General features: G+C 67.2%; 17 protein-coding genes. 14 read left to right on the forward strand and 3 right to left on the reverse strand.

Features of this window, described 5'->3' with window-relative positions:
* The first annotated feature begins 44 nt into the window (after positions 1-44).
* The 3 genes from WMF45_RS34700 (at position 45) to WMF45_RS34710 (ending at position 1,912) form a co-directional block, all read left to right on the forward strand.
* Positions 45-413, forward strand: coding sequence for a hypothetical protein (locus tag WMF45_RS34700; protein ID WP_437709653.1), 369 nt, complete (start codon positions 45-47; stop codon positions 411-413).
* Complete coding sequence (locus WMF45_RS34705; RefSeq protein WP_437709655.1) at positions 410-724, forward strand: DUF3817 domain-containing protein; 315 nt, start codon at positions 410-412, stop codon at positions 722-724. The genes WMF45_RS34700 and WMF45_RS34705 overlap by 4 nt, the downstream gene beginning before the upstream one ends.
* Before the next feature lie 279 nt (positions 725-1,003).
* Complete coding sequence (locus tag WMF45_RS34710) at positions 1,004-1,912, forward strand: hypothetical protein (RefSeq protein ID WP_437709657.1); 909 nt, start codon at positions 1,004-1,006, stop codon at positions 1,910-1,912.
* Positions 1,913-2,101: 189 nt separating this feature from the next.
* Here the strand turns inward: WMF45_RS34710 and WMF45_RS34715 are convergent, their stop codons facing one another.
* Together WMF45_RS34715 and WMF45_RS34720 are read right to left on the reverse strand one after the other, a co-directional pair.
* Positions 2,102-2,932 (reverse strand): SDR family oxidoreductase, encoded by an 831-nt coding sequence (locus tag WMF45_RS34715; RefSeq protein WP_437709659.1) that lies wholly within the window; start codon positions 2,930-2,932, stop codon positions 2,102-2,104.
* Positions 2,933-3,126: 194 nt separating this feature from the next.
* A complete protein-coding gene (locus WMF45_RS34720) occupies positions 3,127-3,753 on the reverse strand; it encodes an acyl-CoA-like ligand-binding transcription factor (RefSeq protein ID WP_437709661.1) in 627 nt (208 codons plus the stop codon).
* 189 nt (positions 3,754-3,942) lie between these two features.
* On the opposite strand from WMF45_RS34720, the gene WMF45_RS34725 reads away from it, so the two are divergent.
* From WMF45_RS34725 to WMF45_RS34760, 8 genes are all read left to right on the forward strand, one after another.
* Entirely contained in the window at positions 3,943-5,169 is a 1,227-nt protein-coding gene (locus tag WMF45_RS34725; RefSeq protein ID WP_437709663.1) for a serine hydrolase domain-containing protein, read from the forward strand.
* 252 nt (positions 5,170-5,421) lie between these two features.
* A complete protein-coding gene (locus tag WMF45_RS34730) occupies positions 5,422-5,823 on the forward strand; it encodes a VOC family protein (protein ID WP_437709665.1) in 402 nt (133 codons plus the stop codon).
* A 166-nt stretch (positions 5,824-5,989) separates the two neighbouring features.
* Complete coding sequence (locus WMF45_RS34735; protein WP_437709667.1) at positions 5,990-6,319, forward strand: ArsR/SmtB family transcription factor; 330 nt, start codon at positions 5,990-5,992, stop codon at positions 6,317-6,319.
* Complete coding sequence (locus WMF45_RS34740; RefSeq protein WP_437709668.1) at positions 6,316-6,756, forward strand: SRPBCC family protein; 441 nt, start codon at positions 6,316-6,318, stop codon at positions 6,754-6,756. The genes WMF45_RS34735 and WMF45_RS34740 overlap by 4 nt, the downstream gene beginning before the upstream one ends.
* A complete protein-coding gene (locus tag WMF45_RS34745; protein WP_437709670.1) occupies positions 6,753-7,172 on the forward strand; it encodes a DoxX family protein in 420 nt (139 codons plus the stop codon). The genes WMF45_RS34740 and WMF45_RS34745 overlap by 4 nt, the downstream gene beginning before the upstream one ends.
* 8 nt (positions 7,173-7,180) lie before the next feature.
* Positions 7,181-9,598: an ATP-binding cassette domain-containing protein gene (locus WMF45_RS34750; protein ID WP_437709672.1), complete on the forward strand. Its 2,418-nt coding sequence runs from the start codon at positions 7,181-7,183 to the stop codon at positions 9,596-9,598.
* 47 nt (positions 9,599-9,645) lie between these two features.
* Positions 9,646-10,128 (forward strand): hypothetical protein, encoded by a 483-nt coding sequence (locus WMF45_RS34755; RefSeq protein ID WP_437294159.1) that lies wholly within the window; start codon positions 9,646-9,648, stop codon positions 10,126-10,128.
* 3 nt (positions 10,129-10,131) lie between these two features.
* Positions 10,132-10,776, forward strand: a complete 645-nt coding sequence (locus tag WMF45_RS34760; RefSeq protein ID WP_437709674.1) for a hypothetical protein — start codon at positions 10,132-10,134, stop codon at positions 10,774-10,776.
* A gap of 170 nt (positions 10,777-10,946) precedes the next feature.
* Here the strand turns inward: WMF45_RS34760 and WMF45_RS34765 are convergent, their stop codons facing one another.
* Positions 10,947-11,411 carry a hypothetical protein gene (locus WMF45_RS34765; RefSeq protein WP_437709676.1) on the reverse strand — a complete coding sequence of 155 codons (465 nt, stop codon included), beginning with the start codon at positions 11,409-11,411 and terminating at the stop codon, positions 10,947-10,949.
* A gap of 185 nt (positions 11,412-11,596) precedes the next feature.
* Here WMF45_RS34765 and WMF45_RS34770 point away from each other — a divergent pair, with 185 nt between their 5' ends.
* The 3 genes from WMF45_RS34770 (at position 11,597) to WMF45_RS34780 (ending at position 14,558) form a co-directional block, all read left to right on the forward strand.
* Positions 11,597-11,923: a YnfA family protein gene (locus WMF45_RS34770; RefSeq protein ID WP_437709678.1), complete on the forward strand. Its 327-nt coding sequence runs from the start codon at positions 11,597-11,599 to the stop codon at positions 11,921-11,923.
* A gap of 534 nt (positions 11,924-12,457) precedes the next feature.
* Positions 12,458-13,315 carry a TIR domain-containing protein gene (locus WMF45_RS34775; RefSeq protein WP_437709680.1) on the forward strand — a complete coding sequence of 286 codons (858 nt, stop codon included), beginning with the start codon at positions 12,458-12,460 and terminating at the stop codon, positions 13,313-13,315.
* A gap of 190 nt (positions 13,316-13,505) precedes the next feature.
* Positions 13,506-14,558 carry a peptidase dimerization domain-containing protein gene (locus WMF45_RS34780; protein WP_437709682.1) on the forward strand — a complete coding sequence of 351 codons (1,053 nt, stop codon included), beginning with the start codon at positions 13,506-13,508 and terminating at the stop codon, positions 14,556-14,558.
* Positions 14,559-14,564: the final 6 nt, after the last annotated feature.

Raw genomic sequence — 14,564 nt, forward strand, 5'->3', positions numbered from 1 at the left:
CGAACCGTGAAGAGCGCCTCGCGCCGCGCCATGGAGCCCCCCTCATGCCCGCCTACCAGATTCTACGGTTGATCAAGTTCCTTGGCGTCATCCTGTACGCGGGCGGCCTCATTGGCAGCTTCGTCGCCACGGTGCACGCCGATCGCAAGCGCGCCGTCCACGCCGTGGCCTCCCCAGGGCTGGTCGTCACGTGGATCGCGGGATACCTGATGACCACGCAGCTGCAGATTCCTTTGATGGAGCTCTGGGTCATCGCAGGGCTCGTCCTGTCGCTGGTCTCGCAGCTCGCCCTCGTTCGCAGCGTCGCGCGCGAGCGGCGCACGCTCGGCGCGTTCGTCTCGACCTTTGCCCCTCTCTTCGTGGTGCTGCTGATGATGGTCTTTCGGCCCACCTGGTCTGACGTCCGATCATGAGCGCGCTTCGCACCCTGCGCGTCGTCGGCTTCCTGGAAGGGCTGTCGTTCCTGGTCCTCCTCACCGTCGCGATGCCGCTCAAATACATCTTCGGCCTGCCGATCGCGGTCCGGATCGCCGGCAGCGCCCACGGGCTCTTCTTTCTCCTCTTCGTCTCGGCGCTCTTTCGCGCGGCCACCGAGCGCGACTGGCCGCGTCGCCGTTCGCTCACGGCGCTCCTCGCGTCGCTCGTACCGGGCGGGACCTTCGCGCTGGATCGGACGTTGAAGCGCGAGATCGAGGGCGACACGGGGACCGCGCCCCATGGCTGACGCCACGGTATCGGGCCTCTTTCGGGCCTCTTGACGATGGCTGCGCGCGGCGAGCGGCCGCCGCGGCCTGCGCGCCGCCTCCACGTCGCCCGCCGCGAGCGCGGGCCCAGCCGGGGCTACCTGCCGCGCCGGGTGCGCTCGGCGGAGAGATCGATGACGCCGGCCGCGTCGTGAGCGGCCGAGGTGTGGCGCCCCGTTCACGCGTCGCGTCTCGCGCTGCGATTTGGACGGAAAATCCGCATGGATCGGGAAGGTACGAGCTTTGCTCCCACCGCCGTCATGAGGAATTACTTTCGTTCGCTGGTTCTCGTGGGGGCTCCTTTCGTCTTCGTCGCGGGCTGCGGCGGATCGGACGGCGACGCGATCGCCGAGCCCACCGAGGCGCCGGCAACCCCGTCGACTCCGGCGGAGGTAGACACCACCTATGAACAGATCGGGCGCGGCTGCGGCGACGACGGCTCCGTCGTTCGCTCGCTGGCGCACGTCCCCGCGCTCACCACCAACAACCTCTGGATCGCCCCAAACAACGACGCCGCCGGCCTGGCCGCGTCCAAGGACGACAATGGCTGGGGAGCGAGCGTGGGCGTCTACGAGCTCGGGTTCGAGTCGACCGGGGACAACATGGAGAGCCACTCCGCCGAGCAGGCAGCGCGATGCGACGCGGCCAGCGAGATCTTCAACCCCATCGGGGACGGCGCGCGGCACCGCTTCCTCAACGTCCTCGTCTACGCCGGCGATCACCCGCACGCCGAGGCGATGCCCGCCGAGGGTCTCCCCGCCGCGGTCGAGGCACCGGTCCGCCTGAAGGGCTATCTGGACGTGGCCGCGGGCACGCGCGAGGAGATCGAAGACGGCGTCGTGTACGAGGACACGCAGCACCAGTACGTGCCCATCTACGTTCATTGCGAGAAGCCCATGAAGATCACCTACGAGGAGCGCCTGTTTTCACGCGTGGAGGTCGAGGCGCTGAAGATCGACACCCGCATCTGTCGCCCCGTCGCCGAGGACGGCTACAGCTGCCTCTCCGAGCGCCCGCAGCCGATCGAGGGTGCGTGCACGTTCGTGGCGGCCGACGCAAAGTACGTGGCGACGAGCGGCGAGGAGCACCATATATCGCTCGGTGGCCGCATCGAGCGCGGCGAACAGCTCAGCTACACGATCACGGTCGACCGGTTCGCCTTCCACTGAACGAGGGTCCTCGGTCAGGGAGCGTGACGTCGGAGCGCATGCACGTGCACCGGGATGCGCTCGATGGCGCACCGATCAGCCGCCCGATCGAGCCCCGGATCGCCGAGCGGCATACGCGGCCGCGGCGAGGAGGAGAAGGCCGCCGAGGACGGGGGCAGCGCGTCCCGGAGGCGACGCGTTTCGCGCGACCTACGACGCTGACCCGAGCCCGAGCGTCTGCTGGATCATCGCTTCGATGGCCTCGAATGGCTGCGCACGGCGAGCGGCCGCCACGGCCTGCGCGTCGGCGCCGACGGGTTGCTGGAACGGCGTCTCCGGTTCGTGCACCGCGCGCCAGATGGCCTCGACCACCAGGTTGGCATCCGGGACCGGTGCGGCCTTCTGGAACGAGCTCATCGCCGACGCGAAGGCGTCCAGGTGGGCCTGGTAAGGAGATCCGAACTGACGCGCCGATCCCAGAGCCTTGCGCAAGATCTCCGTCGTTGGGAACGCGCCCGGCTCCACGACCCGCACGCGGACGCCGAACGGCTTGGTTTCATGGTAGAGGGCTTCGGACATCCCCACGAGCGCAAACTTGGTCGCGGCGTAGATGCCGTCCCCCGGCAATCCGAGGAAACCGGCGACGGAAGACACATTGACGATCACCCCGTGTCTTCGGGCGCGCATCGAGGGCAGCACCGCCCTGCTCATCCGCAGCGGACCGAAGAAGTTCGTCTCGAACATCCGGTATGCCTGGGCGTCCGACGTCTCCTCGACCGTGGCGTGCAGGTAGATCGCCGCGTTGTTGACCAGCGCGTCGAGCGGGCCTGCCGCCAGCACCTGGGTGACACCGCGCTCGACAGCCACGTCGTCGGTGACATCGATCACGACCGGCGTCACACCGAGCTCCCTCAACTCGCCGACGGTTCTTCCGCTCAAGTCACGCACGCCGGCGAACACCTCGTCCCCACGAGCTCGGAACGTCTTGGCGGCCTCGAAACCGAATCCGCTGCTGCACCCGGTAATCAACACCCTTGCCATAGGACTCCTTTCTCATCGTGACCGGCATTGCCCAGCCAGCCGCCTCAAGCACCGGAACGCGGCGGGGAGCAGCTACCCAGAGACAATAGCTCCTCAGTGGCACTTGTCAAGAAGGCGCACTTTTCCTCGCGTGCGCTCCTCGCCGGCAAGACGAACCGGAGGCGCGCCTCAGGAGGAAACGACCGAGCCGGCGCTCATTGCGGCGAGGAGCCGCTCCCACCGCGGCCGAACTCGCGCGCGAGCGTCCGGAAGGCCTCGTCCACGAGCTCTGGCAGGTCCTCGGTGGCCCCGCGCGCGATCCACGCGTCCATCGCGGATTGCACGACCGCCATCGCGCAGCTCGCCAGCACGCGCGGCGCGAGATCGTGCCGCGCGTCCAGGCCCATGCGCTCGGCCAGCGGCTCGCAGATCTCCTCCCCGCAGTGTCCCAGCCGCTCGCGCTGCCTCGCGCGGATCGCCGGCGTCCGGGCGACGAACTGCTGGATCAGGGCGAAGCGGGGCAGATCCCCCTCGTGGAACTTCACGATCGTCTTGACGGCGTTCCGCAGCGCCACGACGGGCGGCTCGCTCCGCGGGCGCGCCCGCACCGCCTCGCGCGCCGCCTCGATGAACTGGTCCATCCACGCGATCACGAGGTCTTCCTTCGACTCGAAGTAGCGGAAGAACGTCCTCCGTGAGACCTCGACCACCCCGAGCACGTCATCGAGGGTCGTCTGCTCGTAGCCGTTCTTCAGGAAGAGCTCGATCGCGGTCTCGATGATCTGCGCGCGCGTGCGCTCCTTCTTGCGTTCCCTGAGCCCCGAGGGGCCGGCCTCCTTCATGCGGGCCAAGGTACCACGCACGCGCTCCGGGTGCTCCTCCCTGAAGGCCGCGGAGCGTCGCGACCGTGGTCGCGGGGATACGGAGGTTGGCCGCGGTGCCTCGCCGTCTACATGCTATAACCCGCCGCCAGGCCCTGCGACGCAGCGGATCGCGACGTTGACCGGACATGGCATGAATCGAGGGGACGAATGAACGGAGCAGACCCGATCGCGAGGGCCGTCGGAGCGATCGTGGACTCTGGCACGCTCGCCAACGCAGCGACGCTGGTCTGGCGCGACGGCGAGGTGGTTCAGCGCGCGTCTGTCGGGTGGCGAGACCTGGAGGCCAGGCTGCCCCTCGAGCATGACAGTCTGTTCCGCATCGCGTCGATGACGAAGCCGATCACCTCGACGGCGGCGCTCATGCTGTTCGAGGAGAGGCGCTTCGCGCTGACCGATCCGATCGCTCGCTGGGCGCCGGAGTTCAGAGACATGCGCGTCCTGCGCTCTCCCACGGGCCCGCTCGACGAGACCGACCCGGCAGAGCGACTGATCACCTTCGAGGATCTGCTGACGCACCGCTCGGGACTGACCTACGGGGCTCTGCATCGTGGCCCCCTGGCGAAGGCCTATGGGGAGGCGCTGGGAGGCGACATCGACAGCCACGTGGCGCCCGACGACTGGATCAAGCGGCTGGCTGCCTTGCCGTTGCTCGACCAGCCGGGGGCCACCCTTCACTATGGCCACTCGACCGATCTGCTCGGGTTGCTCATTGCGCGCATCGAGGACGCGCCGCTCGGCGACGTGCTCAAGCGCCGGATCTTCGATCCGCTGGGCATGGCCGACACCAGCTTCATCGTGCCACGTGAGAAGCGGGACCGGCGGGTCAAGAACTGCGGGTTTGATGGCTCGAGCCGCCTCGCCACGCGCGTCACCTGTCCAGGCGACTCGACGGTTCCTGAACGGCCTGATGACATGGATTATGTCTCCGGCGGCCAGGGGCTGTGGTCGACGCTGGACGACTATCTCGCGTTCGCGCGCATCTTCCTGGGAGCAGGCGCCGTGGATGGCGTGCGTATCCTGCGGCCTGAAACCCTCGCCTTGATGACCTCCAACCGCCTCACGGAGCAGCAGCGCCCCACGGCTGAAGTGGGAGGCATGCCGCTCTTCCGGGGCGGTCACGGGTTCGGGATGGGCGTCGCCGTGGTGCTCGATCCGAAGAAGGCCGAGCCCACGGTGTGTGGGGGCCGCGAGGGCGCAGTCGGTTGGCCAGGCGGCTTCGGAGGCTGGTGGCGCGCGGACGCGGGCGACAGCTCGGTGCTGATCTTTCTGGCACATAACATGGTCGAGCGGGACCAGCTCAGCAGAGGCATCGGCCTGGGAGTCTACGAAGCCATCACCCGGTTCCAGGCCCTGGCATCGGCCGGCGACCACTGACGACCTTGTCACTCAGGAGCCGGCCAGCGAGCCGTCCCGGCTGACGGGACGCGCGGTGACGGAGGCGGCCGCGCTCTCCGAGCGGGAGTTCGGTGAGCTCCTCGGCCGCGACGGGCTCGCACGAGGCGCAGCTCGGCGAGCGGCGCAAGGCCGCACCCCTGGAGCTGCCGGAGCAGGGCGCGAAGATTTTTTCGAGCGACCGATGAGTTCTCCGCGGACGGGGGGTCCATCGAGCAGAAGGAGGACATTTTCATGTCCCACAAGCTCTTCGTCAGCCTGCCCATCAAGAACCTCGATCGCACCGTGGCGTTCTTCAAGGCCCTCGGCTTCACGTTCAACCCGAAGGTCACGGGCGAGCAGGCCGCCTGCATGCTCATCGGCGAGCACGCCTACGCGATGCTGCTCGTCGAGCCGTTCTTCAAGACGTTCACCAAGAAGGAGATCTGCGACACCGCGACGCACGTGGAAGGGGCCTTCGGGCTGTCGTGCGAGAGCCGTGCCGAGGTGGACGCGATGGTGGCGAAGGCGCTCGCCGGCGGCGGCAAGGAGGCGGGGCCGCCGGAGGACCACGGGTTCATGTACAGCCGGAGCTTCGAGGACCTCGACGGGCACCACTGGGAGGTGGTGTGGATGGATCCGAAGGCCGGGCAGTAAGCCGCACGGATCCAGGCGGAGGAGAAGACACTCCCCGCGCTCGTGCGCCCCTTCACGTACCAAGAGAGCTGGCTGCTTCGCAGAACCATGCCTCACCGCTTCGACGCGCCCAGGCAGCCCGATCCGCGCGCTTGACAATCAATAAGCCGCGGCTTATAAGTCGTGGATGCAGAGCGCGGCCGTGGTCGAAGACAAGATCTTCCAGGCGCTGGCGGACCCCAGCCGCCGGGCGATCTTCGAGTCGCTCACGCGTGGCGAAGCGGCCGTGAAGGACCTCACGTCGCGCTTCGACATCTCGCAGCCGGCGATCTCGCAGCACCTCGCGACGTTGAAGGACGCCGGCCTCGTGAGCGGCCGGCGCGAGGGGCGCTGTGTCTACTACCGGGTGGAGCCGCGCGGACTGAAGCCGCTCGTCGACTGGATCGCGCACTACCGCGCCTTCTGGACGGAGCGCGTCGATCGCCTCGAACAACTGCTGGAGAAAATGGACGAATGAACCCCACCGACACGACCGCAGAATCGCAGACCGAAGCCATTTCGTTCGAGTTCGATCTGAAGCACTCGCCGGAGAAGGTGTGGCGCGCGCTCACCGAACCGGCGCTGCTCGCGGAGTGGCTCCTGCCCACCATCGGTCTCCAGCTCGAGCCGGGGGCGGCGTTCACGCTCAAGACGCAGCCGTACCCCGGCTGGGACGGCACCGTGAATTGCCGGTTCGTCGAGATCGAAGCACGTCGGAAGCTCAGCTACACGTGGAGCGTCCCCTTCCTGGAAACCGTCGTGACCTTCACGCTCACGCCCACGGCGTCGGGCACGCGCCTGTCGCTCGTGCAATCGGGCTTCAAGCCGGACCAGAAGCAGAACTTCGGCGGCGCGCGCTACGGCTGGAAGATGATGGGCGGGAAGCTCGTCGACCTGCTCGAGAGGATCTCATGAGCCGGGCGAGGCTCGTGGCCTACTGGGTGACCACAGGCGTGGTCGCGTCGTCCATGGTCTCGGGCGGCGTGGCCCACGTCCTCCACGCGCCGGCGAGCGTCGATGGCTTCGTGCGCCTCGGCTACCCGCTGCACTTCGTCACGTTCCTGGGCATCTGGAAGCTGCTCGGCGCGCTCGCGCTGCTGGCGCCGAGATTCCCGCGCTTGAAGGAGTGGGCGTATGCGGGCCTCGTGTTCGACCTCACCGGCGCCGCCTTCGCCTGGGCCGCCGTCGGCGCCAGCGACTCCATGAGCAACGCTGGCCACATCATCGCGCCGCTCGTGGTCCTCGCGCTTGCGGTGACGTCGTGGGCGCTGCGGCCGGACTCACGCAGGTTGCCGGAACCTCTTCACAGACCGTCGGTGTTGATGGCATGATCGCGAACATGGCCTCCTCCAAGCAGCAAGCCGCAGACAGACAGCACGCCGCAGACAGCCACGATTGGATCCGCGTCCAGGGTGCCCGGGAGAACAACCTCAAGGACGTCAGCGTCGAGATCCCCAAGCGGCGGCTGACCGTGTTCACCGGCGTCTCGGGATCGGGCAAGTCGTCGCTCGTGTTCGGCACCATCGCGGCGGAGTCACAGCGGCTGATCAACGAGACCTACAGCGCGTTCGTGCAGGGGTTCATGCCGACGCTGGCCCGGCCCGAGGTCGACGTGCTGGAAGGGCTGACGACCGCGATCATCGTCGACCAGGAGCGGATGGGCGCCAACTCCCGCTCGACGGTCGGTACCGCGACCGACGCCAACGCGATGCTGCGGGTGCTGTGGAGCCGCCTCGGCAAGCCGCACATCGGCTCGTCCAATGCCTTCTCCTTCAACGTCCCGTCCGTCCGTGGGGTCGGGGCGATCTCGATCGAGAAGGCCGGCGGGAAGAAGACCGAGAAGCGCGAGTTCGTGGTCAACGGAGGCATGTGCCCGAAATGCGAGGGCATGGGATCCGTCTCCGACTTCGACCTGTCCCAGCTCTACGATGACAGCAAGTCGCTCAACGAGGGTGCGCTCAACATCCCCGGGTACTCGATGGATGGATGGTACGGGCGCATCTTCAACGGGTGCGGCTTCTTCGACCCAAACAAGCCGATCCGCAAGTTCACGAAGAAGGAGCTCCACGACCTGCTCCACAAGGAGCCGACCAAGATCAAGGTTGAAGGCATCAACCTGACTTACGAAGGGCTGATCCCGAAGATCCAGAAGTCGATGCTGTCCAAGGACGTCGACGCGATGCAGCCCCACATCCGGGCGTTCGTGGAGCGCGCGATCAAGTTCTCCACCTGTCCCGAGTGCGGCGGCACGCGGCTCAGCGAGGCTGCCCGGTCCTCGAAGATCAAGGGGATCAACATCGCCGACGCCTGCGCGATGCAGATCAACGACCTGGCCAGGTGGGTGCGCGATCTGAACGAGCCGTCCGTCAAGCCGCTCTTGGCGACGCTGCGGCACACGCTCGACTCGTTCGTCGAGATCGGGCTGGGCTACCTCAGCCTCGACCGGCCGTCGGGCACGCTGTCGGGCGGCGAGGCGCAGCGCACCAAGATGATTGGCCACCTCGGGTCGTCGCTCACCGACGTCACCTACGTCTTCGACGAGCCGACGGTGGGGCTGCACCCCCACGACATCCAGCGGATGAACGAGCTGCTGCTGCGGCTGCGCGACAAGGGCAATACCGTCCTCGTTGTCGAGCACAAACCGGAGACGATCGCGATCGCCGACCATGTCGTCGACCTGGGCCCGGGCGCCGGCACCGCCGGCGGAGAGGTGGTCTTCACGGGCACCGTCGACGGGCTGCGGGCGAGCGGCACGCTCACCGGGCGTCACCTGAGCGACCGGGTCTCCCTGAAGCGATCGGTGCGGAAGCCGTCAGGAGTCATGAAGGTGCGCGGCGCGCGCGCGCACAACCTGAAGAACGTCGACGTCGACATCCCGCTCGGCGTGCTGGTGGTGGTGACCGGCGTGGCGGGGTCGGGCAAGAGCTCGCTGATCCACGGCTCGGTGTCCGGCCGTGACGGGGTGGTGTCGGTCGACCAGACCCCGATCCGTGGCTCGCGGCGGAGCAACCCGGCGACGTACACCGATCTGCTGGAGCCGATCCGCAAGGCGTTCGCGAAGGCCAACGGCGTGAAGCCCGCCCTGTTCAGCGCCAACTCCGAGGGTGCCTGTCCGACCTGCAACGGCGCCGGGGTGATCTACACCGATCTCGCGATGATGGCCGGCGTCACCACGGTGTGCGAGGACTGCGAGGGCCGGCGGTTCCAGGCGTCTGTCCTGGAGTACCGCCTCGGCAAGCTCAACATCGCCGAGGTGCTCGATCTGTCGGTCGCGGAGGCGGTCGGCTTCTTCGGCGCTGGCAAGGGGCATACGCCGGCCGCGCACGCGATCCTGCAGCGCATGGCCGACGTGGGGCTCGGCTACCTGCGGCTCGGCCAGCCGCTCACCACGCTGTCGGGTGGCGAGCGGCAGCGGCTCAAGCTCGCGACACACATGGGCGCCGACGGCGGCGTCTACGTGCTCGACGAGCCGACAACCGGGCTGCACCTGGCCGACCTCGAGCAGCTGCTCGGGCTGCTGGACCGGCTCGTCGACTCCGGCAAGTCGGTCATCGTGATCGAGCACCACCAGGCGGTGATGGCGCACGCCGACTGGATCATCGACCTCGGGCCGGGCGCGGGCCACGACGGCGGGCGGATCGTGTTCGAAGGCACCCCGGCCGACCTGGTGGCCGCGAAGTCGACGCTGACCGGCGAGCACCTGGCGGCGTTCGTCGGAAGCCAGCCGAAGGCTGCCTCGTCTCGCCAATCTCGCTGAGCGAGCCCGCTTTTCCCCGTGGGAGCTTGACGTGCTACAATGCGTGCATGTCGTTCGCTCCGGACATTCTGGTCACCTCCCGCGACGGAACGAGCCGCTCGCTCGTCGTCGAGGTGAAGCTGTCGATCCACGATCTCCAGGCGTCGGAACAACAGCTCAAGGCGTACATGGTGCGCCATGGCTACGCTACCGGGATGCTCGTCACGCCGGACGCAGTGCGCATCTACCGCGACACGTTTGCAAGCTACGAGGAAGGCTCGGTGGAGCTGGTCGGGGCGTTCTCGACGGCGGGCGTCTTCGAAGCCGGCGTGGCGTCGACAATTCGCGCGATTGAAGAGCCAGGACTGCGCGGGGTTCAATTCGAGGACGAAGTCCAGCGCTGGCTGGAAGGGCTCACGAATCCATCCAATCTTGCCGCCTTGGCGCCGGACTTGCGTGAGGCCGTAGAGGATCACGTGGTGCCCGCTCTGGAGCAAGGAGAGGTGCGTGCGGCTGGGCCGCGTGCGAGCATGAGGCGCACCGGGACCTGAACGATGCGGCACGTCTTCGTCGAGACCAACTGGGTCGTAGACTATGCCGCGCCTGCGCATCACAAGAAAAAGGCGGCGGTTGATCTTCTCGACCGTGCTGCCGCGGGAGAGATCGAGCTTCATCTTCCGTCCATTTGCCTGAACGAGGCACGTCGTCCAATCCAGGAGCTCAAGCCTCGGCATGAAGCAGATGCCATTCGCCAGTTTCTGCGCTGGAGCAAGGCGAACGGAAAAATCTCGATCGACGAGGAGGCCACGGCGTTACGGGTGCTCAGCATGTTCGAGAGCAGAGTGAAAGAGGAGCTCAAGCAGCTCGACGCGATGCTCACGTCGCTGCGCAAGCACCCAGGGCTCGACGTCTTCGCGCTCGACGACGCCATGCTGGAGCGCGCGATCGAGCTGAGCGGCGGCGAGCTCGAATTCGTCAAGCCGTTCGACCAGGCGATCTTGGCTGCGGTACTGGTGCGGGCCGAGATGCTGAGGGCCGCTGGGGCGACAGATCTTTCATTCTGCGAGCTCGACGGGGATCTCCAGCCGTGGGGGAAGAACGGATCTTCCAAACCAGCATTGACGAAGCTCTACGACGCCGCCGGGATCTGGGTCTACGGTGACTTCGATCTTGCTGCGCCAGTGCGCCCCGCGAGCTAGCTGTCCGAGCTGGGCGATCGCGCTGAGCGAGTCCGTAGCCGAGATGACCGACGAGCAGCAGGCGAATCCAGACGCCACCTTGAAGTCGCTCAAGAAACGCGTCGCCGAGCTGCGTCGCATCCTGGGCTGACAGTTCCGACGTCGAAACTGCTCAGGGGTCGCTCTGCGCACTAGGTCGTTGCCCGTGAAAGCGCGCTCGCCGACGCGGCCCCGAGCACCAAGCCGACCGCCGCGGCAAGGAGTCCGGTCAACCCGAGCCCGGCGCAGCCCAGGCTCGCCGCCAGGAGGGCAATGCCGCTCGCCGCGAGCCAGGTCGAGGTCGGCGCCGCGCGCCGCGCCAGGCGGCGGCCGAGCCACCCACCCGATGGAAGGCCCACCCCGAGGCACACCGCGGTGCACACCGACACGAGCGGCGCGCCGGCGCAGCTGGGCGCGATTCGGGCGACGATCAGCCCTGCGACGAGCGGCCATGCACCGGCGAGGAGCCCGTAGCGCACGGCATCCGCCCCTCGTCGGTCGCGCTGTGCCATCCCCTTGCTCGCGGCCGCGGGGCTAGGGAGCGGCGCCGTCGCCACGCTGTCGTCGGTGTTTCGGCCGGGCTCCGAGCTCTTGGTGGGCGGGAGCGTGTTCGTCATCGCTCTCGGCGTGATGGCCGTCCTGAGCCGGCTCAAGAAAGGCGAAGCCTCGGGGTGCGGTCCTGCATGCAAGGTGGACGGCAGTTGCTGCGAGCGCGGCGCAGCGCAGCGCAGCGCGTGATATCGAAGAGCGCGCATGCCGCGAGCGTGGCTGAAACGCTACCATCGGTCTACTCTGCCCGCGGATGAACCCGCTCGTCGTCGTCCCGTTGTTCGTGATCACTGCAGTCGCCGAGATCGCCGGCTGCTATCTCGTGTTCCTCTGGAGGCGAGGCGAGCGGTCGCCGCTGCTGCTCGTCGGCGCGGCCGCGTCCCTCGGGCTCTTCGCTTGGCTGCTGTCGTTTCATCCGAGCGCCGGGCGAGCCTACGCAGCGTACGGCGGCGTCTACGTCGCGTCCGCGGTCGCGTGGGGGTGGCTCGTCGAGAAGCAACCGCCCGATCGCTGGGATCTGATCGGGGCCGCGGTGTGCCTGATCGGCACGGCAATCATCACCTTCGGACCGCGCGTATAGCTACTCCCGCGTCCAGTGGTCGCGCGCCTTGGCCCTCCCAAAGGCGAGGCGCGGTCCAGATGCTCCTTTGGAGCTCCCATGCCCCGCGGCAGTCAGGATCCGGGGAACCACGTACAGTCTCAGCGGAACGATCCAGGAGCCGCTCGCCGGGAGCACCGCCGACCGGGCGCCCTCCCCCTGCCGAAGGCGCCGGTGGTAGATAGACAGGGGCACCTCCTCTTGACACGGGACGGCATCTCCGCTCGCCTCGCAGAGGAGCGCAGCCATGGCGGTAGCTAGAGAGACAGCGAGGCCCGGCACCATGCCCCCCGACGCACGCTGGGCGGTACGCAGCCCGTCCTCCACCATCGCTCCCCCTTTCGCGCTCAGCGGCGGGCTCTTTGCTTTGGTTCGCCGAGCCTCACGCCGTAGGCAGGCGCCAGTTCCATCTACACGCCTGCTCGCCTCCCGCAACACACGACGGAAGGTGGCGCTCAGCAGGGGAGCTGTTCTGGTCGAGCCGTCGCTGGTCGTAACGGCCCAGATGAGCGTCGTATGAGTAGTCGAGCCCCGAGCATCTTCATCAGTTACAGTCGCGCGGACGCCAAATGGAAGGATCGGCTCGTCGCGCAGCTTCTGGTCTTCGCGCATGAGGGGTTATGCGAAGTCTGGGACGACACCCGGATCGACGCGGGGAGCGATTCGCTTCAGGAGATGCGAGAAGCCCTTGAAAGAGCCTCCGTGGCCGTGCTCCTTGTGTCAGCCGACTTGCTCGCGTCGACGCTTACTCGAAACAAGGAAGTATCCCACCTCTTGCAACGCCGAGCCACAGACGGGCTCCAAATCTTTCCAGTCATCGTCGAGCCATGTGATTACGATGCGGTGGACTGGCTCCGCCGCATGGCCGTGCGACCCAAGAACGGGAAAGCCCTCTCAACCCGCAAGAGGCCTCAGGCAGAGACCGAGCTCCTCGCGATCGCCAAGGAAATCCGCGTTAGCCTCGAGTCGTCCACGACGAACACAGCACCTGCGCGAGCCCAGGACCATACGAAGAAAAAGGTCCTGTGGGTGGACGACTACCCGACGAACAACGAGCGCCTCATCAAGAGCTACCGCGTCCATGGCGTCCACTTCGACCTCGTCATCGACAACGACCAGGCCATAGAACGACTTCAGTTCAACAGCTACGACCTGGTCATCACCGACATGAAGCACGAATCTGACAAGGAGGCCGGCCTCCAGCTGCTCCGATGGCTAAGAAAGCTACCGTCGCCGCCGCCAGCGATCGTGTTTTCTGGAATTGGCCCTGGAGACTATCGATATGATGAGGCGTTAGAGGAAGGGGCAATTCTCGTGACGAACAATTCCCACAGCCTGGAACTAAAGATCAAAGAGCTGCTTCGATTACATTGAATATTAACCAAAGTACGCCATCGTCATTGAGTCGCCCCCTCGACGACCATCGCGTCCGGCCTCACGCTGGAAGCCCGCGTGCGACGCTTTCGCCTAGACGTCGGGCAGCAGCTCGTCCACGTATTCGCGTGGCCAGCCCACCTGCACGGGGGTAGCCAGCGCGCATCGTTTCTTCTGATCGGAGGTCGACTTGAAGCTGCTCGAGAACTTGCTTTGGCTGTGCAAGATCCCCTCGCCGCCCGGTGAAGAACGCAACCTGGCCGACGAGCTGGCTCAACGTCTCGCGGCGCTCCCCTTGGCCTCGCCGCTGCGCCGCTACGGGGACTCCCTGGTAGCGCCGCTCACGCGCGGATCCGGAGGCCCCAAGATCCTGCTCGTCGGGCAGCTCGACGTGGCGAACCCAGGGCACCGAGGCGAAGCGCGGACGGAGAACAAGCGCGTGCTGGGCGCTGGAGCCGCAGAGAAGAGCGGCCTCTGCCTGATGCTCGATCTGGCCGAGCGCCGGCCGCAGATACACGCCAATATTACCCTCGTGTTTCACGCGCGCGGAGCGTGCGGCTTCGACGCAAGCGAGCTCAGGGTGGTCATGAAGCAGGACGCCGAGCTCCGGGAGGCCGACTTCGCCCTGGTGCTCAGACCGACGGACAACAAGCTTCAGCTCGGCTCGGGAGGCTCGACGCACGCGACGCTCGCCTTTGCCGGCCGCACGGGGCACAGCGGGCTGCCCGGGGCCGGCGTGAACGCGATTCACAAGTTCGCGCGCGTGCTCTCTCAGCTGGCCGCATTCGAGCCCGTACCCGACGTCGTCGACGGCCTCACCTGGTACGAGATGATGAACGCCACCTCGGCGCACGGGGGCCGCTCCGGCAGCGTCGTGCCAGACCAGCTGGAAGTGAACGTGCACCACACGTACGGTCCCAGCACGAGCTCCCATACCTCGCAAGAGCGGCTGATGGCGCTCGTGGACCGCGTGGGGGCCGTCCGGTTCGAGGAGCTCTCCCGCCCGGCGCCGCCGAACCGGAACCACGCGCTCATCGCAGCTCTCGAAGAAAGCGGCGTTCAAGGCGTCGAGGCCCGGCAAACCTGGTCGGAAGTCGCAAGCTTCACGACGCTCGGGATCCCGGCGGCGAACTTCGGACCGGGCGCGGAGCGGACGATGCACGCCCTGAACGAGGTGACGGAGCTCTCGGAGCTCGCGCGGGCGCAAACCATCCTCGACCGGTGGCTCGCCAAGATGACGTGACTTCTG

This window comes from Sorangium sp. So ce448 (assembly GCF_051520915.1).
In the GTDB taxonomy this organism is placed as follows: Bacteria; Myxococcota_A; Polyangia; order Polyangiales; family Polyangiaceae; genus Sorangium; species Sorangium cellulosum_B.

Excerpts from the sequence above, each read along its gene's own strand:
- WMF45_RS34700 (WP_437709653.1), top strand. The coding sequence starts at position 45 with ATGCCCGCCTACCAGATTCTACGGTTGATCAAGTTCCTTGGCGTCATC.
- WMF45_RS34705 (WP_437709655.1), top strand. The coding sequence starts at position 410 with ATGAGCGCGCTTCGCACCCTGCGCGTCGTCGGCTTCCTGGAAGGGCTG.
- WMF45_RS34710 (WP_437709657.1), top strand. The coding sequence starts at position 1,004 with ATGAGGAATTACTTTCGTTCGCTGGTTCTCGTGGGGGCTCCTTTCGTC.
- WMF45_RS34715 (WP_437709659.1), bottom strand. The coding sequence starts at position 2,932 with ATGGCAAGGGTGTTGATTACCGGGTGCAGCAGCGGATTCGGTTTCGAG.
- WMF45_RS34720 (WP_437709661.1), bottom strand. The coding sequence starts at position 3,753 with ATGAAGGAGGCCGGCCCCTCGGGGCTCAGGGAACGCAAGAAGGAGCGC.
- WMF45_RS34725 (WP_437709663.1), top strand. The coding sequence starts at position 3,943 with ATGAACGGAGCAGACCCGATCGCGAGGGCCGTCGGAGCGATCGTGGAC.
- WMF45_RS34730 (WP_437709665.1), top strand. The coding sequence starts at position 5,422 with ATGTCCCACAAGCTCTTCGTCAGCCTGCCCATCAAGAACCTCGATCGC.
- WMF45_RS34735 (WP_437709667.1), top strand. The coding sequence starts at position 5,990 with ATGCAGAGCGCGGCCGTGGTCGAAGACAAGATCTTCCAGGCGCTGGCG.
- WMF45_RS34740 (WP_437709668.1), top strand. The coding sequence starts at position 6,316 with ATGAACCCCACCGACACGACCGCAGAATCGCAGACCGAAGCCATTTCG.
- WMF45_RS34745 (WP_437709670.1), top strand. The coding sequence starts at position 6,753 with ATGAGCCGGGCGAGGCTCGTGGCCTACTGGGTGACCACAGGCGTGGTC.
- WMF45_RS34750 (WP_437709672.1), top strand. The coding sequence starts at position 7,181 with ATGGCCTCCTCCAAGCAGCAAGCCGCAGACAGACAGCACGCCGCAGAC.
- WMF45_RS34755 (WP_437294159.1), top strand. The coding sequence starts at position 9,646 with ATGTCGTTCGCTCCGGACATTCTGGTCACCTCCCGCGACGGAACGAGC.
- WMF45_RS34760 (WP_437709674.1), top strand. The coding sequence starts at position 10,132 with ATGCGGCACGTCTTCGTCGAGACCAACTGGGTCGTAGACTATGCCGCG.
- WMF45_RS34765 (WP_437709676.1), bottom strand. The coding sequence starts at position 11,411 with ATGACGAACACGCTCCCGCCCACCAAGAGCTCGGAGCCCGGCCGAAAC.
- WMF45_RS34770 (WP_437709678.1), top strand. The coding sequence starts at position 11,597 with ATGAACCCGCTCGTCGTCGTCCCGTTGTTCGTGATCACTGCAGTCGCC.
- WMF45_RS34775 (WP_437709680.1), top strand. The coding sequence starts at position 12,458 with ATGAGTAGTCGAGCCCCGAGCATCTTCATCAGTTACAGTCGCGCGGAC.